Source organism: Burkholderia sp. Bp8986, assembly GCF_003854225.1.
In the GTDB taxonomy this organism is placed as follows: Bacteria; Pseudomonadota; Gammaproteobacteria; order Burkholderiales; family Burkholderiaceae; genus Burkholderia.
In genome coordinates, this window is sequence record NZ_QTQM01000009.1 from 16,480 (window position 1) to 43,173 (window position 26,694).

The 26,694-nt window shown below is 67.7% G+C and carries 26 protein-coding genes; 19 read left to right on the top strand and 7 right to left on the bottom strand.

The features are described from left to right. Positions 1-119 precede the first annotated feature (119 nt). Positions 120-1,361: a mechanosensitive ion channel family protein gene (locus DID99_RS11215; protein ID WP_124666686.1), complete on the top strand. Its 1,242-nt coding sequence runs from the start codon at positions 120-122 to the stop codon at positions 1,359-1,361. 52 nt (positions 1,362-1,413) lie between these two features. On the opposite strand, the gene DID99_RS11220 is transcribed toward DID99_RS11215, so the two are convergent. After that, positions 1,414-2,835: a PLP-dependent aminotransferase family protein gene (locus DID99_RS11220; RefSeq protein WP_124489623.1), complete on the bottom strand. Its 1,422-nt coding sequence runs from the start codon at positions 2,833-2,835 to the stop codon at positions 1,414-1,416. Positions 2,836-2,988: 153 nt separating this feature from the next. Here DID99_RS11220 and DID99_RS11230 point away from each other — a divergent pair, with 153 nt between their 5' ends. The 7 genes from DID99_RS11230 to DID99_RS11260 all read left to right on the top strand — a co-directional run bounded on the left by DID99_RS11230 (position 2,989) and on the right by DID99_RS11260 (position 10,922). After that, a complete protein-coding gene (locus DID99_RS11230) occupies positions 2,989-5,313 on the top strand; it encodes an FdhF/YdeP family oxidoreductase (protein WP_124666687.1) in 2,325 nt (774 codons plus the stop codon). A gap of 12 nt (positions 5,314-5,325) precedes the next feature. Then, entirely contained in the window at positions 5,326-6,246 is a 921-nt protein-coding gene (locus DID99_RS11235; protein WP_124666688.1) for a bestrophin family protein, read from the top strand. A 135-nt stretch (positions 6,247-6,381) separates the two neighbouring features. Further along, on the top strand, positions 6,382-6,711 hold the full coding sequence (locus DID99_RS11240) for a hypothetical protein (protein ID WP_124666689.1): 330 nt from the start codon (positions 6,382-6,384) through the stop codon (positions 6,709-6,711). A 247-nt stretch (positions 6,712-6,958) separates the two neighbouring features. After that, positions 6,959-7,291, top strand: a complete 333-nt coding sequence (locus tag DID99_RS11245) for a sugar ABC transporter ATPase (protein WP_124666766.1) — start codon at positions 6,959-6,961, stop codon at positions 7,289-7,291. Positions 7,292-7,430: 139 nt separating this feature from the next. Further along, positions 7,431-9,020 carry an ABC transporter substrate-binding protein gene (locus tag DID99_RS11250; RefSeq protein ID WP_124666690.1) on the top strand — a complete coding sequence of 530 codons (1,590 nt, stop codon included), beginning with the start codon at positions 7,431-7,433 and terminating at the stop codon, positions 9,018-9,020. A gap of 79 nt (positions 9,021-9,099) precedes the next feature. After that, positions 9,100-9,642: a class I SAM-dependent methyltransferase gene (locus DID99_RS11255; protein WP_044843252.1), complete on the top strand. Its 543-nt coding sequence runs from the start codon at positions 9,100-9,102 to the stop codon at positions 9,640-9,642. 26 nt (positions 9,643-9,668) lie between these two features. Next, positions 9,669-10,922: a hypothetical protein gene (locus DID99_RS11260; RefSeq protein ID WP_124666691.1), complete on the top strand. Its 1,254-nt coding sequence runs from the start codon at positions 9,669-9,671 to the stop codon at positions 10,920-10,922. 36 nt (positions 10,923-10,958) lie between these two features. Here DID99_RS11260 and DID99_RS11265 read toward each other — a convergent pair whose 3' ends face one another. Then, positions 10,959-12,293 carry a type II toxin-antitoxin system HipA family toxin gene (locus tag DID99_RS11265; protein ID WP_124666692.1) on the bottom strand — a complete coding sequence of 445 codons (1,335 nt, stop codon included), beginning with the start codon at positions 12,291-12,293 and terminating at the stop codon, positions 10,959-10,961. 3 nt (positions 12,294-12,296) lie between these two features. Further along, complete coding sequence (locus tag DID99_RS11270) at positions 12,297-12,545, bottom strand: helix-turn-helix transcriptional regulator (RefSeq protein ID WP_044843249.1); 249 nt, start codon at positions 12,543-12,545, stop codon at positions 12,297-12,299. Positions 12,546-12,802: 257 nt separating this feature from the next. Here DID99_RS11270 and sapR point away from each other — a divergent pair, with 257 nt between their 5' ends. The 9 genes from sapR (at position 12,803) to DID99_RS11315 (ending at position 20,766) form a co-directional block, all read left to right on the top strand. Continuing rightward, positions 12,803-13,684, top strand: coding sequence for a sap1 transcriptional regulator SapR (gene sapR, locus DID99_RS11275; protein WP_124666693.1), 882 nt, complete (start codon positions 12,803-12,805; stop codon positions 13,682-13,684). A 15-nt stretch (positions 13,685-13,699) separates the two neighbouring features. Next, positions 13,700-14,263 carry a D-alanyl-D-alanine dipeptidase gene (gene ddpX, locus DID99_RS11280; protein ID WP_124489615.1) on the top strand — a complete coding sequence of 188 codons (564 nt, stop codon included), beginning with the start codon at positions 13,700-13,702 and terminating at the stop codon, positions 14,261-14,263. 64 nt (positions 14,264-14,327) lie between these two features. Then, positions 14,328-15,929: an ABC transporter substrate-binding protein gene (locus DID99_RS11285; protein WP_124646306.1), complete on the top strand. Its 1,602-nt coding sequence runs from the start codon at positions 14,328-14,330 to the stop codon at positions 15,927-15,929. 10 nt (positions 15,930-15,939) lie between these two features. Then, a complete protein-coding gene (locus DID99_RS11290; protein WP_124570633.1) occupies positions 15,940-17,010 on the top strand; it encodes an ABC transporter permease in 1,071 nt (356 codons plus the stop codon). 66 nt (positions 17,011-17,076) lie between these two features. Continuing rightward, positions 17,077-17,991, top strand: coding sequence for a nickel transporter permease (gene nikC / locus DID99_RS11295; protein ID WP_124492228.1), 915 nt, complete (start codon positions 17,077-17,079; stop codon positions 17,989-17,991). Between the two features lies 1 nt (position 17,992). After that, positions 17,993-18,907 (top strand): ABC transporter ATP-binding protein, encoded by a 915-nt coding sequence (locus DID99_RS11300; protein WP_124666694.1) that lies wholly within the window; start codon positions 17,993-17,995, stop codon positions 18,905-18,907. Further along, entirely contained in the window at positions 18,904-19,665 is a 762-nt protein-coding gene (locus tag DID99_RS11305) for an ABC transporter ATP-binding protein (RefSeq protein ID WP_124520696.1), read from the top strand. Before DID99_RS11300 ends, DID99_RS11305 begins: the two co-directional genes overlap by 4 nt. Positions 19,666-19,810: 145 nt before the next feature. Beyond that, positions 19,811-20,065, top strand: coding sequence for a GlsB/YeaQ/YmgE family stress response membrane protein (locus DID99_RS11310; RefSeq protein ID WP_124488210.1), 255 nt, complete (start codon positions 19,811-19,813; stop codon positions 20,063-20,065). Positions 20,066-20,430: 365 nt separating this feature from the next. Then, on the top strand, positions 20,431-20,766 hold the full coding sequence (locus tag DID99_RS11315; RefSeq protein WP_124666695.1) for a type 1 fimbrial protein: 336 nt from the start codon (positions 20,431-20,433) through the stop codon (positions 20,764-20,766). Between the two features lie 31 nt (positions 20,767-20,797). Here the strand turns inward: DID99_RS11315 and DID99_RS11320 are convergent, their stop codons facing one another. The 3 genes from DID99_RS11320 to DID99_RS11330 form a co-directional block, all read right to left on the bottom strand. Then, positions 20,798-21,670, bottom strand: coding sequence for a LysR substrate-binding domain-containing protein (locus DID99_RS11320; RefSeq protein WP_124666696.1), 873 nt, complete (start codon positions 21,668-21,670; stop codon positions 20,798-20,800). 295 nt (positions 21,671-21,965) lie between these two features. Beyond that, entirely contained in the window at positions 21,966-22,856 is an 891-nt protein-coding gene (gene bla / locus DID99_RS11325) for a class A beta-lactamase (RefSeq protein WP_124488122.1), read from the bottom strand. 189 nt (positions 22,857-23,045) lie between these two features. Beyond that, the gene (locus DID99_RS11330; RefSeq protein ID WP_124488123.1) at positions 23,046-23,882 is read right to left on the bottom strand and encodes a peptidoglycan DD-metalloendopeptidase family protein; all 837 of its coding nucleotides are present in this window, start codon (positions 23,880-23,882) and stop codon (positions 23,046-23,048) included. Between the two features lie 536 nt (positions 23,883-24,418). Here DID99_RS11330 and DID99_RS11335 point away from each other — a divergent pair. Both DID99_RS11335 and DID99_RS11340 read left to right on the top strand, forming a co-directional pair. Then, positions 24,419-25,315, top strand: a complete 897-nt coding sequence (locus DID99_RS11335; RefSeq protein ID WP_124520701.1) for a LysR substrate-binding domain-containing protein — start codon at positions 24,419-24,421, stop codon at positions 25,313-25,315. A 51-nt stretch (positions 25,316-25,366) separates the two neighbouring features. Beyond that, complete coding sequence (locus tag DID99_RS11340) at positions 25,367-25,753, top strand: ester cyclase (RefSeq protein WP_124666697.1); 387 nt, start codon at positions 25,367-25,369, stop codon at positions 25,751-25,753. 19 nt (positions 25,754-25,772) lie between these two features. Here the strand turns inward: DID99_RS11340 and DID99_RS11345 are convergent, their stop codons facing one another. Then, positions 25,773-26,513, bottom strand: a complete 741-nt coding sequence (locus DID99_RS11345; RefSeq protein ID WP_124488125.1) for a sulfite exporter TauE/SafE family protein — start codon at positions 26,511-26,513, stop codon at positions 25,773-25,775. Positions 26,514-26,694: the final 181 nt, after the last annotated feature.

Here is a 26,694-nt window from a genome sequence, read left to right on the forward strand (position 1 = left end):
TTCGCGACATCCGGCCGGAACCCGATGGCACAATCACGGTCCCTTTCATGTGCCCTTCACCGGGCGCGCGCCGCGTCGCGGTTCAGATTCAACGCACGAGAAGGCCCCTGTCCACCCTTATGACCCTGAACGAATCCTGGTTTGCGCCGCTCGTCGGCATCCTCATCCTGCTCGCCGCCGCCGGCGCAATCGCCGCCGCCGTCCATTTCCTGCTGTTTCGCGTGGTCGCGCGCCTCGCGCGGCTGTCGGCCACCCGCATCGACGACGCGCTGTTCGAGTTCGGCGCATTCAAGTGGCTGAACCGCATCGTGCCGTTCGTCGTGATCAAGCTCGGGCTCGGCGCGGTGCCCGGAATTCCCGCCGTGGCCGCGCAGGCTGCCGACAAGGTGCTGTTCGCGCTGATCGTGTTCCTGGTGTCGATGACGATCAGCGCGACGCTGTCCGCGCTCGAACACTCGCATCGCACGAGCCGGCGCGACCAGCCGCGCCTGTCGCTGAAAGGCGCGATGCAGCTCGTCAAGCTCGTGATGTTCATCACGGCCGCGCTCGTCGTGATCGGCGACGCGACCGGCAAGCAGATCGGCCTGCTGCTGTCGGGCATCGGAGCGATGTCGGCGGTGCTGATGCTGATCTTCAAGGACACGCTGCTCGGCCTCGTCGCCGGCGTGCAGCTGTCGTCGAACGACATGCTGCGGATCGGCGACTGGATCACGATGCCGTCGGCCGGCGCGGACGGCACCGTCATCGACATCACGCTGAACACGGTCAAGGTCGCGAACTTCGATCACACGATCATCACGGTGCCGACCTGGAAGCTGATCACCGAGAGCTACCAGAACTGGCGCGGGATGACCGAGGCCGGCGGGCGCCGCATCAAGCGCGCGCTGTTCATCGACGCGACGAGCGTGCGCTTTCTCGGCAACGACGAGATCGAACGGCTCGAACGCCTGACGCTGCTGAAGGACTACCTGGCAGACAAGGTCGACGCGATCGCGCAATGGAACGGCACGCTCGGCGCGGCCGGCGAATGCCCGGCGAACCGCCGCCAGCTGACGAATCTCGGCACCTTCCGCGCGTACGTCGCGAACTACCTGAAGGGCCATCCGCACATTCGCCGCGACATGACGTGCATGGCGCGCCAGCTGCCGCTGACGGCCGAAGGCATTCCGCTCGAACTGTACTGCTTCACCGACACGACGACCTGGGTCGATTACGAGGCGATCCAGTCCGACCTGTTCGATCACCTGATCGCGGTGCTGCCGGAGTTCGGGCTGCGTGTGTACCAGCATCCGTCGGGCTTCGACATGCGCCGGATGGTCGACACGGCGCAAGCCGGACTGCCCGCGCCGTCCGAGCGGTGACGCTTGCCTGCGCGGCCGGCAATGCGGTGTGTCGCGGCGGGCGCCGCGCCGCTCACCGCCCCGCGCACTCGGATGCGAGCCGCCCCACCACCTTCAGCGCCTCCTCGATCTGCCGCGACCACGGATAGCTGTAGTTGAGCCGGATGAAGTGCCGATAATCGGCGGTTGCCGAGAACATGTGGCCGGGCCCGATCGTGATCCCTTGCGCGAGCGCGAGCGCATACAGCTTCATCGCATCGACCTGCCGCGGCAGCTCGACCCACAGCACGTACCCGCCCTGCGGCTGCGACAACCGCGTGCCTTCCGGGAAGAAGCGCCGCACCATCGCGCTCATCAGGCTCGCCTGCTGCGCATACTGCTTGCGCATCCGCCGCAGGTGAAAATCGTAGCCGTCGTGCTTCAGGTATTCGGCAATCGCGAGCTGCTCGATCGCGGGCGTCGCGAGCGTGTTCAGGAATTTCAGTTTCTCGACCTGGTCGCGGTAGCGGCCGGGCATCGCCCAGCCGATCCGGTAGCGCGGCGACAGGCTCTTCGTGAACGATGCGCAATGCAGCACGAGCCCGTCGCGGTCGTACGACTTCAGCGCGCTCGGCGTCGTGTCGCCGAAATGCAGCTCGTGATAGACGTCGTTCTCGATCGCGGGCACGCCGTGCTTCGCGAGCAGCTCGACGAGCGCGCGCTTGCGTGCATCGGGCATCTGGAAGCCGAGCGGATTCTGGAAATTCGGCATCACCATGCACGCGGCGATGCGCTCGCGCGCGAGGATCCGTTCGAGCGCGTCGAGATCGATGCCGTCGCCCGGATGGGTCGCCACCTCCAGCGCGCGCATGCCCATCCGCTCGATCGCGTGCAGCATCGCGTAGAACGTCGGCGACTCCACCGCGATCGTGTCGCCCGGTTTCGCGACCGCCTGCAGGCACAGGTTGATCGCCTCGGTCGCGCCGATCGTCATCACGATCTCGCCCGGCTCGACCGGAATTCCGCGCTCCGCGTAGCGCCGCGCGATCTGGCGGATCAGCTCCGGGTTGCCGGGCGGCAGGTCGTCGATCACGCCCCAGCGCGTGCGGCGCCGCCCGATCGTCTGCGCGTAGCGTGCGAGACGCTGCACCGGGAACTGCGACGCATCGGGATACGGCGAGCCGAGCGGCACCGCGTCGTCGCGCGAGATCGTGCGCAACGTCGACAGCACGAGCCGGCTCACGTCCACCGCCGACGGCTCGGCCGCCGGCGCCGACATGTGCAGCTCTGCCTCGGCCGGCGCCGTGGCGCGCGCCCGCACGAAGTAGCCCGACTGCGGCCGGCTCTCGATCAGGCCGCGGCTCTCCAGCACGAGGTACGCGCGCAGCACGGTCGTGACGCTGAGCTGCTGCTGCCGGCTCGCCTGGCGCACCGACGGAATCCGCTCGCCGGGCCGGTACACGCCGCGCTCGATCTGCGCCTGCAGATCGTCGGCCAGTTGTTCATAACGCTTCACGCGCCTCCCTTTCAACTTCCCTTCAACAACACAGTTGCGGTCCGCACTGCCCGGATGGCCGAAACTGTACTCTTTTTTGAAGATGAAAGGTGTACACACAGCGGCCGGAGCGCCGCGCGTACTCTGCGTGCATCGCCCCTGACACCCTGCATCATGAAAAAGAAATCCGCCGCCGCGCGCATCGAACCGTACACCCACCCGGCTGCCGGCTGGGGCGCGCTGAAAGCCGTCACGATCAACCTGATCAAGGAAAAGGTCACCGGCGGCAACTACCGCACGCTGCTGCGCCAGAACCAGCCGGACGGCTTCGACTGCCCGGGTTGCGCGTGGCCGGACCGCCAGCACGCATCGACGTTCGAATTCTGCGAAAACGGCGTGAAGGCCGTGGCCGCCGAAGCGACGAGCAAGCGCGTGACGCCCGAATTCTTCGCCGCGCATACGGTCACCGAGCTGCTCGAACAGTCGGATTTCGAGCTCGAACAACACGGCCGCCTGACCGACCCGATGGTGTACGACGCGCAGACCGACCGCTACGTGCCGATCGCGTGGGACGACGCGTTCGAGCTGATCGCGCGCCACCTGCGCGCGCTGCCGGACCCGAACCAGGCCGCGTTCTACACGTCCGGCCGCGCGAGCAACGAGGCGGCGTTCCTGTACCAGTTGCTGGTGCGGCTGTACGGTACGAACAACTTCCCCGACTGCTCGAACATGTGCCACGAGGCGACGAGCCGCGGGCTGCCGGCGTCGGTCGGCGTCGGCAAGGGCACCGTCACGCTCGACGATTTCGAGCACGCGGACATGCTGCTGATCTTCGGCCAGAACCCGGCGACCAACCATCCGCGGATGATGGGCGAGCTGCGCGAATGCGCGAAGCGCGGCGCGACGATCGTGTCGATCAACCCGCTGAAGGAACGCGGGCTCGAGCGTTTCGCCGATCCGCAAAGCCCGCTCGAGATGCTGACGATGTCGGGCACGAAGATCGCGTCGACCTTCATCCAGCCGACGATCGGCGGCGATTTCGCGCTGATCAAGGGGATGGCGAAGCGCGTGCTGGAGCTCGACGATGCCGCGCGCGCCGCCGGCGCGCCGCGCGTGCTCGACACCGCGTTCATCGACGAGCACACGGCCGGCTTCGACGCGTTCGCCGACGATCTGCGCAATGAAAGCTGGTCCGCGCTGACGGCCGAAAGCGGCGTGCCGTACGAGCAGATCGACGGCCTTGCGCAGCGCTACGCGCGCAGCGAGCGCGTGATCGCGACGTGGGGCATGGGCATCACGCAGCACAAGCATTCGGTCGCGACCGTGCAGATGCTGACGAACCTGATGCTGATGCGCGGCAACATCGGCCGCCCCGGCGCGGGCCTGTGCCCGGTGCGCGGCCACTCGAACGTGCAGGGCAACCGCACGGTCGGGATCGAGGAAAAGCCGTCGCAGGCGTTCCTCGACCGGCTCGGCCACGTGTTCGACTTCGAGCCGCCGCGTCACCACGGCTACGACGTCGTCGAAACCATCGAAGGGATGCTCGAAGGCCACGTGAAGGTGCTGATCGGCCTCGGCGGCAACTTCGCGATGGCGACGCCCGACACGCCGCGCACGTGGGCAGGCATGCGCCGCTGCGATCTCTCCGTGCACATCACGACGAAGCTGAACCGCAGCCACCTGATCCACGGCCGCGACGCGCTGATCCTGCCGACGCTCGGCCGCACCGAGATCGACCTGCAGGACAACGTCGCGCAGGGCGTGACGGTCGAGGATTCGATGAGCATGGTCCACGTGTCGTACGGGATGAACAAGCCGGCGTCCGCGAACCTGATGTCGGAACCGGCGATCGTCGCGCACATGGGCCACGCGCTGTTCGGCAGCGGCAAGATCGACTGGCTCGCGTACAAGGACGACTACGCGAAGATCCGCGACGCGATCGAGGCGACGCTCGACGGCTTCTACGACTACAACACGCGTATCGCGCGGCCGGGCGGCTTCCACCTGCGCGTCGCGTCGCGCGATCGCGAATGGCTGACGCCGACGGGCAAGGCGAACTTCATCGCGCATGCGCTGCCGACCGACACGCCGATCCAGCGCGCCCGCGCACTGCACGGCGAGCGCCTGATGACGCTGATGACGACGCGCTCGCACGACCAGTACAACACGACCGTCTACGGGCTCGACGACCGCTATCGCGGCGTGTACGGCCAGCGCCGCGTGGTGTTCGTCAACCGCGACGACCTCGCGATGCTCGGCCTGAAGGCCGGCGACCGGGTCGACATGGAAACCGTGTGGCACGACGGCATCGAGCGGCGCGCGGACGGCTTCCTGCTCGTCGAATACGACATCCCGCGCGGTTGCATCGGCGCGTACTACCCGGAAACGAACCCGTTGGTGCCGCTCGACAGCGTCGGCGACGTGTGCAACACGCCGACATCGAAGTCGGTGCCGGTGCTGCTGCATCGCGCGGCCACGCCGGCGTCGGCTGCCGCCTGACGGAGCGCCGCGATGATCGTCCGGCCGCGCGAGCACTGGCTGCGGATGCTGCTCGTCTGGAACGGGTCGGTGCTGCCGACCATCCTGCCGCAGCTCGTGCTGACGCTCGCGATCAGCCTCGTCGCGGTGTGGGGAGGCGGCCGCGTGCTCGGCGAGAAGGTGCCGCTGAACCCGACGCCGTTCACGCTGATCGGTCTCACGCTCGCGATCTTCGCGGGGTTTCGCAACAACGCGAGCTACGAACGCTATCGCGAGGGCCGGCAGCTGTGGGGTGGCGTGCTGACCGCCACGCGCACGCTGGTGTCCCAGGCGCTCTGCTACGGCGCGGTCGACGGCGACGATGCCTCACGGCAGGCGTTCGTGCGCAAGGTCGTCGCGTTCGTCTATGCGCTGAAGCATCAACTGCGCGGCACCGCTCCGGCGCCGGACCTGCGCACGCTGCTCGACGACGCGACCTATGCGCGCATCGTCGCCGCCCGATTTGCGCCGATCGCGATCGTTCATGAACTGCGCGCAGCCTTCGCCGCGCGCGCCGATGCGGGCCATCTCGCCGATACGCGGCTGTGGATGCTCGACGCGCGCCTCGACGATCTGGTCTCGATGGTGAGCGGCTGCGAGCGCATCGCGTCGACCCCGATCCCGTTCTCGTACGACGTGCTGCTGCACCGGACCATCTATGCGTACTGCGTGCTGCTGCCGTTCGGCCTCGTCGATTCGATCGGCGCGGCGACGCCGTTCGTCACCGTGTTCGTCGCCTATACGCTGATCGCGCTCGACGCGATCGCGCATGCGATCGCGGAGCCGTTCGGCGACGGGCCGAACCACCTCGCGCTCGATGCGATGACGCGCACGATCGAGCGCACGCTGCTCGAACTGAACCGCGAGCCGCTGCCGGCGGAGGTGACGCCCGGCCCGGCGTATCGGCTCACCTGACGGGCCGATACGGCCGACGCGCTGTAATAAACACTTGCAAGCGATACAGCCGGAAACGTCAACAGCCGGGGCCCGCACAGCGTTTTTTCGACAAGCGCGCACGTTTCGTGACGCGCAACGACAGGAGAAAACGTCATGCGAGCCCTTACCCGCCATCTCGCGATCGCCACCACCCTGATGTCGGTGCTGACCGGCACCGCGTTCGCCGAAACGCCGTGGCAGCAGGCGCATCCGCGCCGCGAGGAGGTCAACCAGCGTCTCGCCAACCAGAATCGCCGGATCCGTCACGAAGTGAAGGAAGGCGAGATGTCGCACGCCCGGGCCGCGCGCCTGCACCGTGACGACCGCAGGATCCGCCGGGAAGAGCGGGACATGGCCGCGCAGGATCGCGGCCACATTACGCAGAGCGAAAAGCACGTGCTGAACCAGCAGGAAAATGCGGTCAGCCACAAGATCGGCCAATAACGCCGGCAAACGTCGATTCGCCATCGCTTGAAACGCCCGCTGCCGCCGCGCGACAGCGGGCGCTTGTTGTTGTATCGAATCGTTTCAGCCGGCCGTTCGTGTCAAGTGCCGCGGGTATACTCCGACGTCAGCCGCCGCCCGTATCGACCGTCAAAAACGGCACGATTGCGGCGGTTTCGTCGCGAAGCTTCGCGTTTCGCGTACCCCGCGCCCCAGCCTCGACACGAGACACACGACGATTCCGATCATGAAACGATTCCTGCTGCTCCTTCCCGCCGCCCTGCTCGCCGCCTGCGGTTCCGCGCCCTCGTCCGACTCGGCCGCGTCCGGCGCGGCGCCGATGATCTACGTGTCGTCGGCGCGTCCGGCCCACGCGATCGCCAACTGCCTCGACAGCCGCCTGTCCGGTACCGAGCAATCGCAGCACAACGGCGTGACCGACATCACCGTCGGCTCACGCTCGTACTTCGTCACGCTCACGCCGTCGGGCAACGGTTCGGTCGTCAAGGTCGTGCGCGGCTCGGGCAGCGAGCCGGCCGAGGAAGCGATGCGCTTCGCGATCGCGCGCTGCGTGATCTGACCGACGCCGGTGCCGGGCACCGCGCCCGGCACGCAAGCCGCTTCCCCCGGGGCGCCGTCAGGCGCGCCCGTCGAATTTTTTCATCCGGGCGGCCGTCGATGAGAGAATCGCACCACGATTCCCTTTCCACGGAGCCCGCATGAAGCACCTGCTGTCCCGGCTGTTCGTCAGCGCCGCGCTCGTCGCGCTTGTTCCGGCGCTGCCGGCGCAGGCCGCGACGCCGCCCGGCATTTTCGTCGTCGCCACCCAGCTCGGCGAATTCACGACCCTCGATCCGAGCGAGATCTACGAGCTCGTGCCGTCCGAGTACGTCGCGAACACCTACGAACGGCTCGTGCGGGTCGACCTGAAGGACCCGACGCGCTTCGACGGGCAGATCGCACAATCCTGGACGGTCGGCGCCGACGGGCTCACCTATACGTTCAAGCTGCGCTCCGGCCTCGCGTTCCACTCCGGCAACCCGGTCACCGCCGACGACGTCGCATGGTCGCTGCAGCGCACCGTCCTGCTCGACAAGGGCCCGGCCGGCGTGCTCGCCGATCTCGGCCTCACGAAAACGAACGTGATGCAGAAGGTGCGCGCGGTCGACCCGCAGACCTTCGTGCTCGAAACCGACCGCAAGTACGCGCCGAGCTTCGTGCTCAACGTGCTGAGCGCGTGCCCGGCGTCGGTGCTCGACAAGAAGCTGCTGATATCGCACCAGCAAGGCAACGATTTCGGCAGCGGCTGGCTGAAGACCAACGACGCGGGCTCGGGCCCGTACCAGCTCGCCAAGTGGACGCCGAACGAAAGCATCGTGTTGCAGCGTTTCGACAAGTACCGCGCGCCGTACCCGATGAAACGCGTCGTGCTGCGCCACGTGCCCGAGGCATCCGCGCAGCGGCTGCTGCTGGAAAACGGCGACGTCGACGCCGCGCGCAACCTGAGCCCCGACAGCCTCGCCGCGCTGACCAAGGCCGGCAAGATCAAGGTCGCGTCGTGGCCGGTATCCGCGCTGCTGTACCTGAGCCTGAACACGAAGAACCCGAATCTCGCGAAGCCCGAAGTCCAGCAGGCGATGAAGTGGCTGGTCGACTACGACGGCATCCAGCGCAACATCGTCAGCACGACCTACAAGGTCCACGAGACCTTCCTGCCCGAAGGCTTCCTCGGCACGCTGAATGCGAACCCGTACAAGCTGAACGTCGCGAAGGCGAAGGCGCTGCTCGCGAAGGCCGGCCTGGCGAACGGCTTCGACGTGACGATGGACATGCCGAACGATTATCCGTACCTCGAGATCGCGCAGGCGCTGCAGGCCAACTTCGCGCAAGGCGGCATCCGCGTGAAGCTGATCCCGGGCGATGCGAAGCAGGCGATCGGCAAGTACCGCGCGCGCCAGCACGACATCTTCATCGGCGAATGGTCGCCCGACTACATGGACCCGAACAGCAATGCGCGCGGCTTCGCCTGGAATCCGGACAATTCCGACCAGTCGAAGACGAAGATGCTCGCGTGGCGTAACAGCTGGGACATCCCGCAACTGACGAAGGACACCGAGGCCGCGCTGGTCGAGCCGTCGCCCGCGAAGCGCGCGCAGCGTTACGAGGCGCTGCAGAAGGCCGTGCTCGCGAACTCGCCGTTCATCATCATGTTCGAGAAGGTCGTGCAGGTCGCGACGCGCCCCGGCACGACCGGGCCGGAGATCGGCCCGATCAACGACCTCGTGTCGTACCGGACGCTGGCGAAATAAGCCCGGCTGCCCGCGCGACCGGCGAGACCGGCGCGCGGGTGCATCCGTCATCCAATACGCTTCGCTCGGGGACTACACAATGCGCTCATTACAAGAACTGCGGCTGGAATTCCTCCAGTACAAGATCGAACCGATCGGCTGGCTCGGCGACAGCCCGTCGCGCTTCGACTTCTATACCCGCACGGCCGCCGGATGCGACAGCATCCTCGAGCTGGGCGTGTTCACCGGACTGACCACGACGGCCTTCATGCTCGCGCAGCCGAAGCGGCTCGTGTCGGTCGACATCACCGATCAGTATTTCCACATCCAGGACGAGCTGAAGCACGCGGCGCAGGAACTGGCGATCGACTTCGAATTCAGGATTGCCGATGACCTTGCAATGGATCCGCTCGCGTGCGACCTGCTGTTCATCGACACCACGCACACGTACGAGCAGACGCTCGCCGAACTGAACCGGTTCGGCCCGCTCGCGCGCAAGAAGATCGTGCTGCACGACATGAACACGTCGGGCGTCTACCAGGCCGTATTCCAGTGGCTGTGGGACAACAAGCAGTTTCACATCACGTATCACGACAGCCGCGGCTGCGGCGCGGTCGTGTGCGAGCGTCACGTCGGCTATTGAGCCGCGCACGCGCAACGGGAGGCACCATGCATGCGAACGGACACGCGGTCTGCGTGGCGATCAACGACAACAACCGCGCGTGGTACGAGATGCTCGTGCCGTTCCTGCTGTCGCTGCGGCAGACAGGCTACGACGGGCAGGTGGCCGTCATCGGCTACGGGCTGTCCGAACGCAAGCGGCGCATCCTGGAAAGCCAGTCGGTCGACGTGGTCGAAGCGTCGAGCGCGCATGCGCTGCCGGTCGGCCGCTTCATCGAGGCCGCCGACTATTGCGCGCGCAATCCGCACATCACGAAACTCGCGCTGTACGACGCGGACATCTGGTTCTGCGCGTCCTCGTTCGACCTGTTCTCCCGGATCGCCGACGACCGCCTGTACGCATGCCCCGACCCGCTGTTCTGCACGTTCGTCGTCACGCCGCTGATCGGCGAGCGGCGCGACGCGCACTGGCGTCTCGTCGTCGACGACGTGCAGGCGCGTCACGGCGGTGCGCTGCAGGCCGGGCTCGTCGCCGGCACGGCCACGGCGTGGGCGCGCTTCGCGGCGCATCTGCGCGACTGCGTCGCCCGCATCGGCACCGACTTTCAGGAATGCTTCGGAATCGACACGACGTTCCTGCACCTGTGGGGCGCACGCGGCGAAACCGCGCTGCTCGACCCGGTCCAGAACTTCGTCAGCAAGAACGGCATTCACGAATCGTTCGACCCGAGCAACGGCACCACGACGTTGCGCTATCAGGGCGAACCGATCCGCGCGCTGCACATGACCGGCGACATCCGTTTCTTCGATCGCTGGCGCTACTACGCGAACCACGTCGACGCCGCATTGCGCGACGGCATGCCGTTCGCGCTGTCGGACGGCACGCCGGCACCGTCCGACACGGCCGCCGCCCGCATCGCCGCGACCGAATACGTGCGTTCGGCCGGGCTGACCGTCAGCTCCGCCGCGATCGAGGGCAGCGCGGGCGCATACCTGCAGGCGCTCGACGAACCGGGCGGCACGATGCTCGTCGGCAGCGGGAACCACGAGATCGTGTTGACCGCGACCCGCGACATCGCGCGGCTGAACGTGTACATCACGCACCCGTCCGGCTCGCCGTCGCCGCTGCGATGCGAGGTGCTGATCGATGGGCAGGCGCAGCACAAGGGCCCTGATCTGATGACCCATTTCTGGTATCGGATCTCGGCCGGCACCGTCATCACGCTGCGCTCGACGAGCCTCGGCGGCCAGCAGTGCAACGCGATCTGGCGGCTGCGCGAGGCGCCGGACATGCAGCAGTAGGCAGTGGACGACGCGTAGGCGGTTCGCCGCCCGACGTCAGGCGCGCGGTGTTTCGGCGAGACGTTTGGCGGCGAACCGCAATCCGCCCAGAATGCGTTCGGCGATCCGCGCCGGAAACCCGGCCGGCAGCGTCGCGCCGACCGACTCGATCACGTGCGGCGTCGCGGCGACCAGCCGTTCGATGATCGGCGTCGCGATATCGCCGAGCAGACAATGCTCGGCCATCGCACTGAAGTGACGGCGTGTGATGTCGCGCATCGCGTAGTGCTTGCGCTTGCCGTGCACGGCCATCGCGAGTTTGGCCTTGTGCCACGACCACTGGTTCGCGCCGTCGCCCTCGACCGGCCAGATCGACATCACGTCGTAGAGCGGCGTCAACCGGAACCGACCGCCCGGCAGCAGGCGCAGGCTGAAGTTCTTCGCATGCCCGTCCGGTGCGGCGAGCATCCAGAACACGATCAGTGCGGCAAACAGCGTGTCGAGGTCGTCCTGCGCCGTTTCCGACCGGCGCAGGATGGCGGCCAGATCCGGCACGCCGGGGCCGCCCTGCGATTCGTATTTCAGATGCGGCGGCACGCCGAGTGCCTGGCAGAAATCCTCCTGCGGCAAGCGCAACAGCCATCCACCTTCACGATGCAGCGCACGATCGAAACGCGCGACCGACAGCACCTTGTGCTCGCCGAAACGCACGATTTCGGCATCGGCCGTCGGCAGGCCGTACGCGCGCAGGATCGCGAGACACAACCACTCGTTTTCGACGGAGGCGGTGAGATCCGCACGCTTGTTGCCGACCAGACCGAGCGGCAACTTCAGAATATGCGTGGTCGGCGTCGCGCCGTGCGGGCGCATCCATCGCCCGTCGTGAAGCAGCAGTGCGGTCTTTTCCTGCGCGCCGGCGAGCGACAGGCGGAAGTCGTCGTCATCCTGCGCACCACCCGCCACCCCACTCGCCTGATCGAGCACGCGCGCGACCTCGTCGTCCGACAACGGCGTACCGTCGATGCGGTCATGGCCGGCCGGTACTTCGTCCTCGCCGAGCAGTTGCACCGCGCCGACGCAGTCGCGGCCGAGCGCGGCGAGCAGATCGAACGGCTCGATCGTCGCCGTGCCGAACCGGGATGCCAGCCGGCGACGAATGGCGTCGCTGTCCGGCAGCAGATTGTCGAAGTAGTGGTTCACACGCTTGCCGCGCAACGGCGTATCGCCGACGCCGAACGGCAGCGACAGCGACAACGGGCGGCCCGCGGCGGACTGCTTCCAGCCGGCGTCGTACCGCAACTCCATGTCGCCGCGCGCCGGAATCCGCCATGTCCCGACCCGCTGGCCGTTGGCCCAGATCGACAGCGCGCGGGTGTGCGAGTTGCGCCCCATCGCTTACCAGTCGATGTCGGCAGCGTCGCGCCCGTCCTTTGTGCGGACGCTGAGCTCGAGACCGTACAGCGCGGTCAGTTCGAGCAATTGGCTGAGCGACAGGCTGGCGGTGCGCGTGGTCTCGAGCGACGACAGGCGCGACTGGCCGACGCCGATGCGCGCCGCCGCCTCGGCTTGCGTCAGCCCCTTGGCCTGACGCGCGGACGACAGGATTTCGCCCAGTTGCGCGGGCGTATTGACGATGAAATCCACGGCTCGGGTCCAGTAGGCAATAAATGCAGTATATCTCTGACAGACATAAACGCAAATTATTGCTGACAGACATAAGCGTAAAATATCTCTGTCAGAAATAATCTGCGTGATTACGCATCGCGACATTGCCGTCGGGGACGCGTACCCGACCCTATCACCCTCCGCCAAACCATAGTTTTTATCCGCTGGCGCGAATGATTTTGGTTTTGTTAGATGGATGACACCGAATCATCCGATGACAAACATCTAACAGACCGATGACCTGCGCGTTCGCCCATACCGTCGAATCCCGCTTTGCCGAGCTGACGCCGACCGCGAAGCGCATCGCGAGCTACATGCTCGCGAATCTCGACCGTCTCGGGCTCGAAACCGCCGACCAGATCGCTCAGCAGGCCGGCACCAGCGGCATCTCGGTCGGGCGCTTCCTGCGCAGCATCGGCTACCGGAACCTCGACGATCTGAAACGCGAACTGCGCGGCGGCAGCGATCGCCCGTGGATGATCACCGATCGCCTCGACGAATATCGCCGCGCCGCCGGCACACACGTGAGCGACGACGACGGCACCCGCGGCGACGGCACGCTGGCATCGTCGCTCGATCGCGAACTCGACGCGATCCGCCACGTCTACCGGCTCGCCGAAGAACCCGTGTTCGCGCAGGTCGCGGACCGGATCGCGCATGCCGACGCCGTGTTCATCCTCGGCATCCAGTCGACCCGCGGCATCAGCAATGCGTTCAGCAGCTATCTCGAATACCTGCGCCCGCGCGTGTTCTATTCCGACGGCCAGTCGGGCTCGTACGTCGATTCGCTGAACTCCGAATTCGAGCGGCCGTACTGCATCGTCACCGATACGCGTGCCTATTCGCGCAGCGCGCGCCGCTATTGCCAGGCGGCCGCCGAGCGCGGCCAGCCGTTCGCGCTGGTCACCGATCTCTATTGCCCATGGGCGCGTGAATGGCCGGCCGACCTGCTGCAGGTGAAGACCGACGTCGGCCAGTTCTGGGATTCGCTCGCGCCGCTCACCTGCCTGTTCAACCTGCTGATCACCGCCGTGGTCGACCGCCTCGGTCCCGCGATCGACCGGCGCGTCGCGCGCAACCGCGAACTGCAGCGCACGTTCGACCAATTCGAATCCTGAGCGCCCCGACCGCCGATGAACCCACCCCGCCTCGTCGAAATCACACCCGCCACGCATCGCGTCGAGATCGATCTCGTCTACGCGACCGAGCGCAACCTGACCGGCAAGGCGATCTACCGCCGCGCGCATTGCCTGCTGCTCGAGCCCGCCGAAGCCGCGCTGCGCCGCGCGGTCGACGTCGCCGCGCAGGCCGGCTTCACGCTGCGCGTCTACGATGCGTACCGGCCGCCGCAGGCGCAGCAGGTGCTGTGGGATTTCCTGCCCGACCCGAACTTCGTCGCCGATCTCGGCCGCGGCTCGAACCACAGCCGCGGCACCGCGCTCGACCTGACACTCGTCGACGCGAACGGCGAGGCGGTCGACATGGGCACCGGCTTCGACGAGATGGTGGCCGCGTCGGGCCACTTCCACGCGGGGCTGCCCGAAGCCGTGCAACGCAACCGGCTGCTGCTGCTCGGCGTGATGCACGCGGCCGGCTTCGCGCATATCGACAGCGAGTGGTGGCACTACGAGCTGCCCGGCTCGCACGCGTTGCCGCAGATCGACAACGCCGCGAGCGGCCCGTGGCGCCTGATGTAACGACGCTGCACGTTCCCTTCACCGTTCACGTTCAACGACTTCAACGACACATGGAGAAACGCACATGAAGCCCCTGACCTCCCGGCTCGTCGCGGCGCTGGCCGCCGCGTCCGTGCTCGCCGCCGTTCCGCTTGCCGCCGCACGCGCGGAAACGCCGAAGGACATGTTCGTGATGGCCACGCTGCTCGACGAATTCACGACACTCGATCCCGGCGAGATCTACGAGCTGGTGCCGGAGGAATACGTCGCTAACACGTACGACCGGCTCGTGCGCGTCGACCTGCGCGATCCGTCGAAATTCAACGGCGACGTCGCGCAGTCGTGGACGGTGAGCCCCGACGGGCTGACCTATACGTTCAAGCTGCGCCCGGGCCTCAAGTTCCACTCGGGCAACCCGCTGACGGCCGACGACGTCGCCTGGTCGATCCAGCGCGCGGTGCTGCTCGACAAGGGCCCGGCCGCCGTGCTGACCGGCATCGGCCTCACGAAGGCGAACGTCGTCGCGAACGTGAAGAAACTCGACGACCAGACGGTGTCGATCACGACCGACCACAAATACGCGCCGACCTTCGTGCTGAACGTGCTCGGCTCGTGGCCCGCGTCGGTGCTCGACAGGAAGCTGCTGCTGTCGCACCAGCAGGGCGACGACTTCGGCAACGCATGGCTGAAGACCAACGAGGCCGGCTCCGGCGCATACAAGCTGGTCAAGTGGGCGGCCGGCGACAGCATCGTGCTGCAGCGCTTCGACGGCTACCGGCTGCCGCTCGCGATGAAGCGCATCGTGCTGCGCCACGTGCCCGAAGCGGCGAGCCAGCGCCTGCTGCTGGAAAACGGCGACGTCGACGCGGCGCGCGACCTGAGCCCCGACGATCTCGCGTCGGTCGTGAAATCCGGCAAGGCGAAGGTCATGGCCTCGCCGCAGGCGACGCTGCTCTATCTCGGCCTGAACACGAAGAACCCGACGCTCGCAAAGCCCGACGTGCAGGAAGCGCTGAAGTGGCTGGTCGATTATTCCGGCATCCAGACCAACGTCGTGAAGACGACTTACAAGGTGCACCAAACCTTCCTGCCCGAAGGCTTCCTCGGCACGCTGAAGGCGAACCCGTACAAGCTCGACGTCGCGAAGGCGAAGGCGCTGCTTGCGAAGGCCGGCGTGCCGAACGGCTTCTCGGTGACGATGGACGTGCGCAACGACTATCCGTATACGGAGATCGCGCAGGCCGTGCAGGCGAACTTCGCGCAGGCGGGCGTCAAGGTGCAGCTGATTCCCGGCGACAACAAGCAGACGCTCGCGAAATACCGTGCGCGCCAGCACGACATCTATATCGGCGAATGGTCGGCCGACTACATCGACCCGCACAGCAACGCGCAGGGTTTCGCATGGAACCCCGACAACTCCGACAAGTCGAGCTATAAAATGCTGGCCTGGCGCAACAGCTGGGACATTCCGCAACTGACGAAGGAGACCGACGCCGCGCTCGCCGAGCCGACCGCCGCGCAACGCGCGCAACGGTATCAGGCGATGCAGAAGGACCTGCTCGCGCGCTCGCCGTTCGTGATCATGTTCGAGAAAGTCGCGCAGGTCGCGACGCGGCCCGGCGTGAGCGGGCTCGAAGTCGGACCGATCAACGATCTCGTGTCGTACCGTAACCTGAAGAAGCAATAAGATTCGCCGCATGTCGACTCCCGTCTCCTCCCTCGAAGCACTGCGCACGCTGCCCGCGCGCCGCCCGGCCGTACGCTGGGCGCTGCGCGTGCTGCGCTGGGCGCTCACGCTCGCCGTCACGTTCGCGGGGCTGCTCGCGCTGACGTTCGTGATCGGCCGCAAGGTGCCGATCGATCCCGTGCTCGCGATCCTCGGCGATCGCGCGTCGGCCGAGGCGTACGCGGCCGAGCGCATCGCGCTGGGCCTCGACAAGCCGCTCGTCACGCAGTTCATGATCTACGCGCGCGACGTGCTGCACGGCGATCTCGGCATGTCGCTGCTGACGTCGAACCCGGTGCTCGACGACATCAGGCGCGTGTTCCCCGCCACGCTCGAACTCGCGACGATCGCGACGCTGATCGGCATCGCGATCGGCGTGCCGCTCGGCGTCGCGGCCGCGGTGAAGCACAACCGGCCGATCGACCACGTCGCGCGCTTCGTCGGCCTGATCGGCAATTCGGTGCCGGTGTTCTGGCTCGGGCTGATGGGGCTGCTGCTGTTCTATGCGCGGCTGCACTGGGTCGGCGGCCCCGGCCGGCTCGATCCCGTGTACGACGGGATGGTCGACCCGCGCACGGGCAGCCTGCTGATCGACGCGGCGCTCGCGGGCGAGTGGGACGTGTTCCGCAACGCGGTGTCGCACATCGCGCTGCCGGCCGCGATCCTCGGCTACTACTCGGTCGCGTACCTGAGCCGGATGACGCGCTCGTTCATGCTCGACCAGCTGAGCCAGGAATACATCGTCACCGCGCGCGCGAAAGGCCTGTCCGAGCGCCGCGTGATCTGGCGGCACGCGTTCGGGAACATCGCGGTGCCGCTCCTGACCGTGATCGCGCTCACGTACAGCAACCTGCTCGAAGGCTCGGTGCTGACCGAGATCGTGTTCGCGTGGCCCGGGCTCGGCTCGTACCTGACGGGTGCGCTGCTGAACGCCGACATGAACGCGGTGCTCGGCGCGACGCTCGTGATCGGCGCGATGTTCATCACCGTCAACCTGCTGACCGACGCGCTGTACCGCGTGTTCGATCCGCGTGCGCGCTGAGGGCTGCCGCGACATGACTGCTGCCGCCCTGCTTCCTTTCCCGTCCATGCCGAAGGTGTCCCGACCATGAATGCCGAGCGTCTCACGCTGCGCGCGTGGCTGCTTTCCGATGCGCCCGCGTCGCGCGCGCAGGCCGCGTTCGGCCTCGCGTATCGCCGCTGGCGCCGCTTCGCCGCCAATCCGCTCAACCTGTTCGGGCTCGCGATCCTGGTCGCGCTGATCGTCGTCGCGATCGTCGGCCCGCTGATCATGCCGCACGATCCGCTGCGCCAGGTGCTGTCCGACCGCCTGCTGCCGCCCGGCTCGCCGTCGCACTGGCTCGGCACCGACCAGCTCGGCCGCGACATCCTCTCGCGGCTGATCGACGGCTCGCGCCTCACGCTCGGCATCGCGCTGCTCGTGGTCGTGATCGTCGTGCCGATCGGCCTCGCGATCGGCACGACGGCCGGCTATTGCGGCGGTTTCGTCGACAGCGTGCTGATGCGCATTACCGACATCGCCCTCGCGTTCCCGAAGATCGTGCTCGCGCTCGCGTTCGCGGCCGCGCTCGGGCCCGGCGTGATCAACGCGGTCGTCGCGATCTCGATCACCGCGTGGCCCGCCTATGCGCGGCTCGCGCGCGCGGAGACGATCCGCATCGCGCAGGCCGACTACATCCACGCGGCGCGCCTGCAGGGCGCATCGGGCCCGCGGATCCTGCTACGCTACATCGTGCCGCTGTGCATGTCGTCGGTGATCGTGCGCGCGACGCTCGACATGGCCGGCATCATCCTGACCGTCGCGGGCCTCGGCTTCCTCGGCCTCGGCGCGCAGCCGCCGAGCCCCGAATGGGGCTTCATGGTCGCGTCCGGCCGCAACGTGCTGCTCGACGCGTGGTGGGTCGCGACGCTGCCCGGCGCGGCGATCCTGCTCGTCAGCCTCGCGTTCAACCTGCTCGGCGACGGGCTGCGCGACGTCTTCGATCCGCGTCATGGAGCGTGACATGTCACTGAATTCCGTCAACGCCGCCGCGCCGCTCTGCGAGATCGACGGCCTGAAGATCGGGTTTCGCGGACACGACGGCGTCGTGTCCGACGCGGTGCGCGACCTGTCGCTGACGCTCGCGCCCGGCGAACGGCTCGGCATCGTCGGCGAATCGGGCTCCGGCAAATCGCTGACGGGCCGCGCGCTGCTCGGCCTGCTGCCCGAAGCCGCGCGCTGGTCGGCCCGCACGATGCGCTTCGCGGGCCACGACCTGCTCGCGATGTCGGCGAGCGAACGCCGGCGCCTGTGCGGCAGCCAGATGGGGATGATCCTGCAGGATCCGAAGTATTCGCTGAACCCGGTGATGACGGTCGCGAAGCAGATGGGCGAAGCATTCCGGCTGCATGAGCCGGGGCTGCGCGGCCGCGCGCTGCGCGAACGGATCGTCGATGCGCTCGCGGCCGTGCAGATCCGCGATCCGGCGCGCGTCGCCGATGCGTATCCGCACGAGCTGTCGGGCGGCATGGGCCAGCGCGTGATGATCGCGATGATGGTGTCGACCGGTCCGCGTCTGTTGATCGCCGACGAACCGACCTCCGCGCTCGACGTCGCGGTATCGATGCAGGTGCTCGCGGTGCTCGACGCGATGATCGCGCGGCACGGCACGGGGCTGATGTTCATCAGCCACGACCTGCCGCTCGTGATGTCGTTCTGCGATCGCGTCGCGGTGATGTATGCGGGCCGCGTCGTCGAAACCTGCGCCGCGCGCGACCTGCGCAACGCCACGCATCCCTACACACGCGGGCTGCTCGCGGCGAACCCGCCGCTCGCGAACCCGCCCGACGAACTGCCGGTGCTGCGGCGCGATCCGGCATGGCTCGATACCGTTTCGCCTGCCGGCGCGGCGACGGCACAACAGGAGTCCGCACCATGATCGACGTCGATCACGCCTCGATCCGTTTTCCGACCCGCACGGGCCATGTCGACGCCGTGCGCGATGCGAGCTTCGCGGTGCGCGACGGCGAAGTGTTCGGGCTCGTCGGCGAATCGGGCTCCGGCAAGTCGACGCTGCTGCGTGCGCTGACCGGCCTCGTGCCGCTCGCGGGCGGCAGCCTGTCGATCGACGGCCGGCCCGTCGGCGGCACGCCCGACCGCGCATTCCGCCGCCACGTGCAGATGGTGTTCCAGGATCCGTACGCGTCGCTGCATCCGCGCTTCACGGTCGACCAGACGCTGCGCGAGCCGCTGTCGATCCACGGGATCGACGACGCCGACGCGCGCATCGCCCGCGCGCTGTCCGAAGTCGGGCTCGGCCCGGCGTTCCGCTTCCGCTATCCGCACCAGCTGTCGGGCGGCCAGCGCCAGCGTGTCGCGATCGCGCGCGCGCTGATCGTCGAGCCGCGCGTGCTGCTGCTCGACGAGCCGACCTCCGCGCTCGACGTGTCGGTGCAGGCGGAGATCCTGAACTTGCTGCGCCGCCTGCATCGCGAACGCAACCTGACGATGATCCTCGTCAGCCACAACCTCGCGGTGATCGGCTTTCTGTGCCAGCGCGTCGCGGTGATGCAGCATGGCGAAATCGTCGAACAGCTGCGGATCGAGGACGTGCGCGCCGGGCAGGTGGCACGCGACTACACGCGCACGCTGCTGCGCGCGACCGAAGGCTATCGCCGGCTCGATCCGGTCGCCTGACATGTGCGCGACGCGCGGGCGTGCGATACTCGGCACCCCGTGCGTCGGTGCGCCAGCGCGCCGACGCGCCACCGAATGGAACCCTCGCGCGCCGCGCGGGTCCATGTCCTTTCGTCAACAGCTCAACAGCTATAGGGAGGCGTTCATGCTGCAATTCATCGAAACCCTGGTGGTCGGGCTCATCGTCGGCCTCCTCGCCCGTGCGCTCAAGCCCGGCGACGACAAGATGGGTATCCTGATGACCATCGTGCTCGGCATCGTCGGCTCGCTCGTCGCGGGCTACATCGGCCGCGCTGCCGGCTGGTATGCGCCGGGCCAGGGCGCAGGCTGGATCGCGTCGATCATCGGCGCGATCGTGCTGCTCGTGATCGTCGGCGCGGTGCGCAAGCGCGCGGGCTGACCGCCGCATCGCCCGCGTCGGTGCACAACGGCCGCTCGTTCACACGAGCGGCCGTTTTTCTTTTTGCATACCTCAATTCGCGCCCCCCCTCGAATCGTTGAATCCTCAACGATTTACCGGCAAACGCCGCATCCATTGACGCCCCTTCCGCAAGCGTACGCCACCGGCAATACCCTGACTTGCGGCCGCACAAATTTGAGATAAATTGATTGAAGGAATACGGCGTCATTTGCTTATTGCCGTTATTTCCGTCTTTTCATTCAAGAGGTCCGATGGATTTGCCGTTTACGCATACAGCACCGCAGCGTTGACGGACTGCCATTCGAGCGGCCCCGCTGCGACGCGCTTCCTCTCTGGAGCCTGTCATGAAGCATCGCCTGTTTGCCGCCTCGTTTGCCCTGGCTGCCGCGCTTCTGGCCTCGTCCTCGTCATTTGCCGCCGGCACGTCCGGCATCATCCACTTCACCGGCATGATCGTCGAGCCGCCGTGCTCGTTCGCGCTCGACACCGCCGACACCGCGCATGCGCACGTGCGCGCCGACTGCCCGCGTCCGGCGACCGGACAGGTCGCGTTCGTCGACGCGGCCAGCCTGCGCACGATCAAGACCACGACCTTTACGCAGGCGTCGCGCGCAATCGTTTTACCGGACCGTCCGGCCAACGCGCATGCGCCGATGATCGCCGTCATCACCTATCAGTAAGCAACACGCGCCTCGGACGTCGCGTGGCGCGTCAGTCGCGATGGCTGGCGATCCAGTCGCTGAACGCGCGAATTTTCTGCTGGCTGCCGATGCTCTCGGGATAGACGAAGAAATAGCGGGCGCCGGTCTCGAGCACGATGTCGAACGGCCGTTCGAGCCGGCGTGCGCTGACGTCGTCGTCGACGAGCGTCACGTCGCCGATCGCAACGCCGAAGCCCTGCATCGCCGCGTTCGTCGCGAGATCGAGCGTGTCGAAAGTCGGGCCGCGCTCCGCGTCGACGGCACGCTCGCCCGCGTAATCGAGCCACGCGCGCCAGTCGCGATGGTCGCGCGTCGGATGCAGCAGCGTATGGCGCGCGAGATCGCCGACCTCATCGAGCGGCGTCGCGTGCCGCAGCTCGGGTGCGCACACCGGCGTCAGCCGCTCGTCGAACAGCGGCAGCGCGAACACGCCCGCGCCCGGCGACGTGCCATAGACGACCGCCGCATCGAACGGCTCGGCCGAGAAATCGACGACGTGCTGCCACGCGGTCGTGATCTGCACGTGGAGATCGGGATGCTCGCCCTGGAAGCGCATGATGCGCGGCAGCATCCAGCGCATCACGCAGGTCGGCACCTTCAGCGCGAGATCGGTGCGCTGCCGCGTGAGCTTCATCGAGATGTCCTCGATCCGCGCGAAGCTCTCGTTGACGACCGGCAGCAATTGCTCGCCCTCCGCCGTCAGCGTGAGGCCCTTCGCGTGCCGCTTGAACAACGGAAAGCCGTAGTGCGCTTCGAGTGTCAGGATCTGCCGGCTCACCGCGCCCTGCGTGAGGCACAGCTGCTCGGCCGCGCGCGTGAAGCTGCGGTGGCGAGCCACGGTCGAGAAGATCTGCAGCGCGTGCAGGGGCGGAAGTCGGCGCATGACGAAGCGGGTAAGGCGGGTAAACGGACCGCGGATCGCGGATCGACCGCGCTGAACGACGGCGCGGCAGGACCGCGCGTCGACATCGGCGCGCGCTGATCGACACGATAAGCCAAACGCGGACTTTACGCGAGGTGCGCCGGGCGCTCAGGTCGTAGGAACTAGCGCGCCCGCCGCGATGCGTGACGCCGACGCGACGACGTCCGCGCGTGCCGCCGCGCTCAGGCGGTGGGAACGAGCGCACCCGCCGCGATACGCGCCGCCGACGCGACGACGTCCTCGCGTGCCGCCGCGCTCAGGCGGTGGGAACGAGCGCACCCGCCGCGATACGCGCCGCCGACGCGACGACGTCCGCGCGTGCCGCCGCGTCGGCACGCGGCTGCGTGAACGACACGGCCAGCACGATCGGCGCGCGCGACGGCGGCCACAGCACCGCGACGTCGGTCGTCGTGCCGTAGCCGCCGGTGCCGGTTTTGCCGGCACTGCGCCAGCCGGGCGGCACGCCGGCCGCGATTCCGGTCGCGCCGCCGGTCATCCATTCGGTGAGCTGCGCACGCTGCGGCTCGCGCAGCGTGTCGCCGAGCAGCAGCCGCTGCAGCATGTCGACCATCGCGACCGGCGTCGACGTATCGCGCTCGTCGCCGGGCGCGGCCTGGTTCAGTTCGGGTTCCCAGCGGTCGAGCCGGAACGCGGTGTCGCCGCTTTCATGCGCGAACGACGTGACGGCCTGCGGACCGCCGAGCACGCCCATCAACAGGTTCCCCGCGCCCTTGTCGCCCGACTGCAGCAGCGCGGTGCAGAGCTGCGCGATCGTCATCCCCGTATCCACATGGCTTTCCGTCACCGGCGACCCGGCCACGACCTCGTAGCGGCGGTACAGGATGCGGCGCGGCAGCAGCGATGCGTCGAGCGAACCGCGAGCGAGTATCGCGGCGGCGGCGACGACCGCATAGGTGCCGCACAGCGGGAAGCGCTCGCGCGCGTGATGCGCGATGCGCGTGCCGTTCGACGTATCGAGTGCGGCAACGCCGAGCCGGCCGTTCGACGCTTTTTCGAGCGCGGCGAGTTCCGCCTGGGCGACGTGGGCGCGCCCCTGGTCGGCGACGGGTGCCGACGAGCAGGCGGCGACGAACGGCGCGGCGACGGCGGCGAGCAACAGCGAGCGGCGTGTCGGAGAGTGTTCCATGGATGAAGGCTGTTCGGTCGGAAACGGTGGCACGGAGCAACGCACGCGCGCATTGGCGATGCGCGCGTGTTCACGCCGACGGCCGGCTCGCGACGGCATTCGCCGCGCATCCCCGAAGACGTCCGTCGGCCCCGCATGCGGCGGGACTCACATGAACAGACCCTAGCGTAGCAGCGCGCGCCGCTCGCGTCAGCCTTGCGACGAAGGCAGGTACGGCATCGGATTGACGGGCTTGCCGTCACGCCGCACCTCGAACAGCAGCGCGACACGCGAGTTGTCGAGGTCGCCCATCTCGGCGATCTCGTCGCCCTGGCGCACGATGTCGCCGGTCTTCACGAGCAGCTTGCGGTTGTGCGCATAGGCCGTGAGGAAATCGGCGTTGTGCTGGACGATGATCAAGGTGCCGTAATCGTTCAGGCCGGTGCCCGCGTACATCACGCGGCCGTCGGCGGCCGCACGAACCGGATCGCCCGGCCGGCCGGCGATCTGGATGCCGCGGTTCTGCCCCGGCTTGAATGCATCGACGATCTTGCCCTGCGCGGGCCATCTGAGCGCCACCGCGCCCGCATGGCGCCGGGTCTCCTTCACGACCTGCCGGTCGCTCGCCGTCGATGCGCTCGCCTGCGCGGCGCCCGCCGCATTGCTCGCGGCGGCCGGTGCGGCCGCCTGCGCGCTGGCCGACGCGCCCGGCGCCTGCAGCGGCTGCTGCCGGACGATGCGCAGCACCTGCCCCATGCGCAGCCTGCCGCGCCCGTCGAGCTTGTTCCAGGTCCGCAGGTCGGCGACGCTGCAGTCGTTGGCGGACGCGATGCCCGACAGCGTGTCGCCGCGTTTCACCACGTACTTCTGCGCGACGAGAATGGGCGCCGGCGGCGCCGCCGGCGCGGCGGCGGGCTGGCCCGACGTCGAGCCCGCCAGCGTATCGCTCGGCGGGACGGACGGCGTACTGGCGCAACCGGCCATGACGAGCACCGCGGCCAGGCCGGACAGCCACGCCGACTTGCGGCAAATCTCGCGCTGTTTCATGGACGATCGACTCCGGTTTGACAATCTTTCAAGCATCTCAAAAACGGAACGGCCGACGTGTAACCGGATGCAAACAATGATGACAAACGATCACGAACCGGGTGCCGGCAAACACTTGTTACCGGGAATACGGTCGGATTCGGAAAAACTTGACGGTATTGGACGGGCGATTCGGAAGAAATTTCGCGATGCGCCGATTATTTCGAACGGCTTTCATCGCGCGCCTAACCGCGCCGGCGAGCCAATGCGGCCTGCGCCGCCCGCCCGCTCAACGCAGCCAGTCGACCAGTTCCGCGCAGGCCCACGCGATGCCGATGCAGAGGAACAGCACGTGCAGCGCGATCTTGAACGACACGCCCCACGACGAATCGACCCGCATGACAGTCTCCCCCGGTTGATATGCGGCCATGATCCGGCATCGATCCCGCCCCGAAAATGCGGAACCGGCGAACCGGGTCTCAGGCCCAGCCTGAGACCGGTGCGACGGTTCCTGCTAACTTATCGGCCATACCCATCCTTACGCGCCCCCACCGATCATGCGCTTCGACCTGACCGACCTGCGGCTCTTCCTGAACATCTGCGAGGCCGGCACGATCACGGGCGGCGCCGAGCGCACCCACATCACGCTGCAGGCCGCCAGCGAGCGGATCCGCGGGATGGAGGACGAGCTCGGCGTGCCGCTGCTGCACCGGACCAAGTCGGGCGCGCAGGTAACCGACGCCGGCCGCGCGCTCGAGCACCACGCGCGCACGGTGCTGCAGCAGATCGACCACATGCGCGGCGAGCTGCAGCAATACGGCCAGGGGCTGCGCGGGCATATCCGGCTGCTGTGCAACACGGCGTCGCTGAGCGAATACCTGCCCGACGCGCTCGCCGCGTATCTGCCGCTTCACCCGAAACTGTCGATCAGCGTCGAGGAGCGCTCGAGCCAGGAAATCGTGCATGCGATCCGCAACAGGACGGCCGAGGTCGGCATCGTCGCCGATTCGGTCGGACTCGGCGGGCTCGAACAGAAGCCGTTCAGAGAGGACTGGCTGATCGCGGTCGTGCCGGCCGGTCATCTGCTCGCCGCGCGCGACAAGGTCGCGTTCGACGAGATCGCCGACGCGGACTTCATCGGGCTGACCGACGGCAGCGCGCTGCAGGTCCATCTGGCGGACCAGGCGCGTGCGCTCGGCAAGCGTATCCGCTACCGTGTGCAACTGAAGAGTTTCGATGCGATCTGCCGCGTGATCGCAAGCGGCGTGGGGATCGGCATCGTGTCGCGCCATGCGGCCGAACGCGCGATGCAGACGATGGACGTGCGGCTCGTCGAGCTGTCCGATGCGTGGAGCCACCGCAAGCTGACGCTCTGCGCGCGCTCGTTCGATGCGTTGCCGAAATACACGCAGGCGTTCGTGTCGTATCTGTCGGGCGACATGCCGCCACGCTGAACGTCGCGCGCGCCGCAACAGCGTGGCGATACCCGAGGAGACATCGCAGCCATGACCGGACCCGAACTCGCGATGCACTATCGCGCCTACATCGACTGCCTGAACCGGCAGGACTGGCCGGCGCTCGGCCGGTACGTCGCCGACGACGTGATCCACAACGACCGGCCGCTCGGCCTGGCCGGCTATCGCGCGATGCTGGAGCAGGATTTCCGCGACATTCCGGATCTCCATTTCGAGGTCCGGCTGCTCGTGTGCGAACCGCCGCGCATCGCATGCCGGCTGCGCTTCGCCTGTGCGCCGAAAGGGACCTTCATGGGGCTCGCCGTCGACGGCACGCGCGTCACGTTCGCCGAAAACGTCTTCTACGAATTTCACGACGGAAGGATCCGGCAGGTCTGGTCGGTGATCGACAAGGCCGCGATCGAAGCGCAGCTGTGACGCTGCCGGCCGTCACGGCTTACCGCAGCCCCGACACGGCCATATAGGCGCCGAGCGCGATCATCCCGACGAAGAAGCAGCGCTTGAACGCCTTCTCGCTCATCACGCGCCGCGCGTACTGCCCGCCGATCATCCCCGCGAGCGCCGGCACGAGTGCCAGCGCCGATACGCCGAGATCGACCGTCTGCAGCGCGCCCGTCACGCGCAACTGCAGGCCGAGCGTGATCGTCGACGCGGTAAACGACAACCCGAGCGCCTGGATCAGGTCGTCCTTCGACAGGCGCAGCGCCTGCAGGTACGGCACGGCCGGCACGACGAACACGCCGGTCGCGGCCGTCACGACGCCCGTCAGGTAGCCAACCGCGGCCGACAGCCACTTTTCGTGACGGCCCGGCGCGGGCAGCCGCGCGGCGGCGAGCCCCCAGCCGCCGTATGCGACCAGCACGATGCCGAGTGCCGCACGGGTCCACGCGCTGCCGGCCGCGAGCGCGGGCAGCCCGCCCGTCAGCGTGCCGAGCGTCAGCCCGGCGAGCAGCGGCCACAAACGCCGCAGCAATGGCCCGAACGACGGGCCGAGCCACAACTGCCACACGTTGGTGATGAACGACGGCACGAGCAGCAGGCTCGCGGCGGCTGACGGCGACATCGCGAGCGTCAGCAGCCCCATCGCGATCGTCGGCAGCCCGAGGCCGATCATGCCCTTGACCGCGCCGGCGAGCAGAAAGACCAGCACGATGATCGTCAGCGTATGCGTTTGCATGGCGGGGGTTCGGTCCGGTTGAATACGGCGCCGATGGTGAACCACCGTCACGCCGTCGGCCATCTGGCTTTGCCTGAGGCTGGCTCGGGCCCGCCCGGCGGGGCCTGTCACCCCGCTACCCCGCAACGCATCGCCTCATCGCCTCATCGCCCCGTTGCCCCGTTGCCCCGTCGCACCGTCG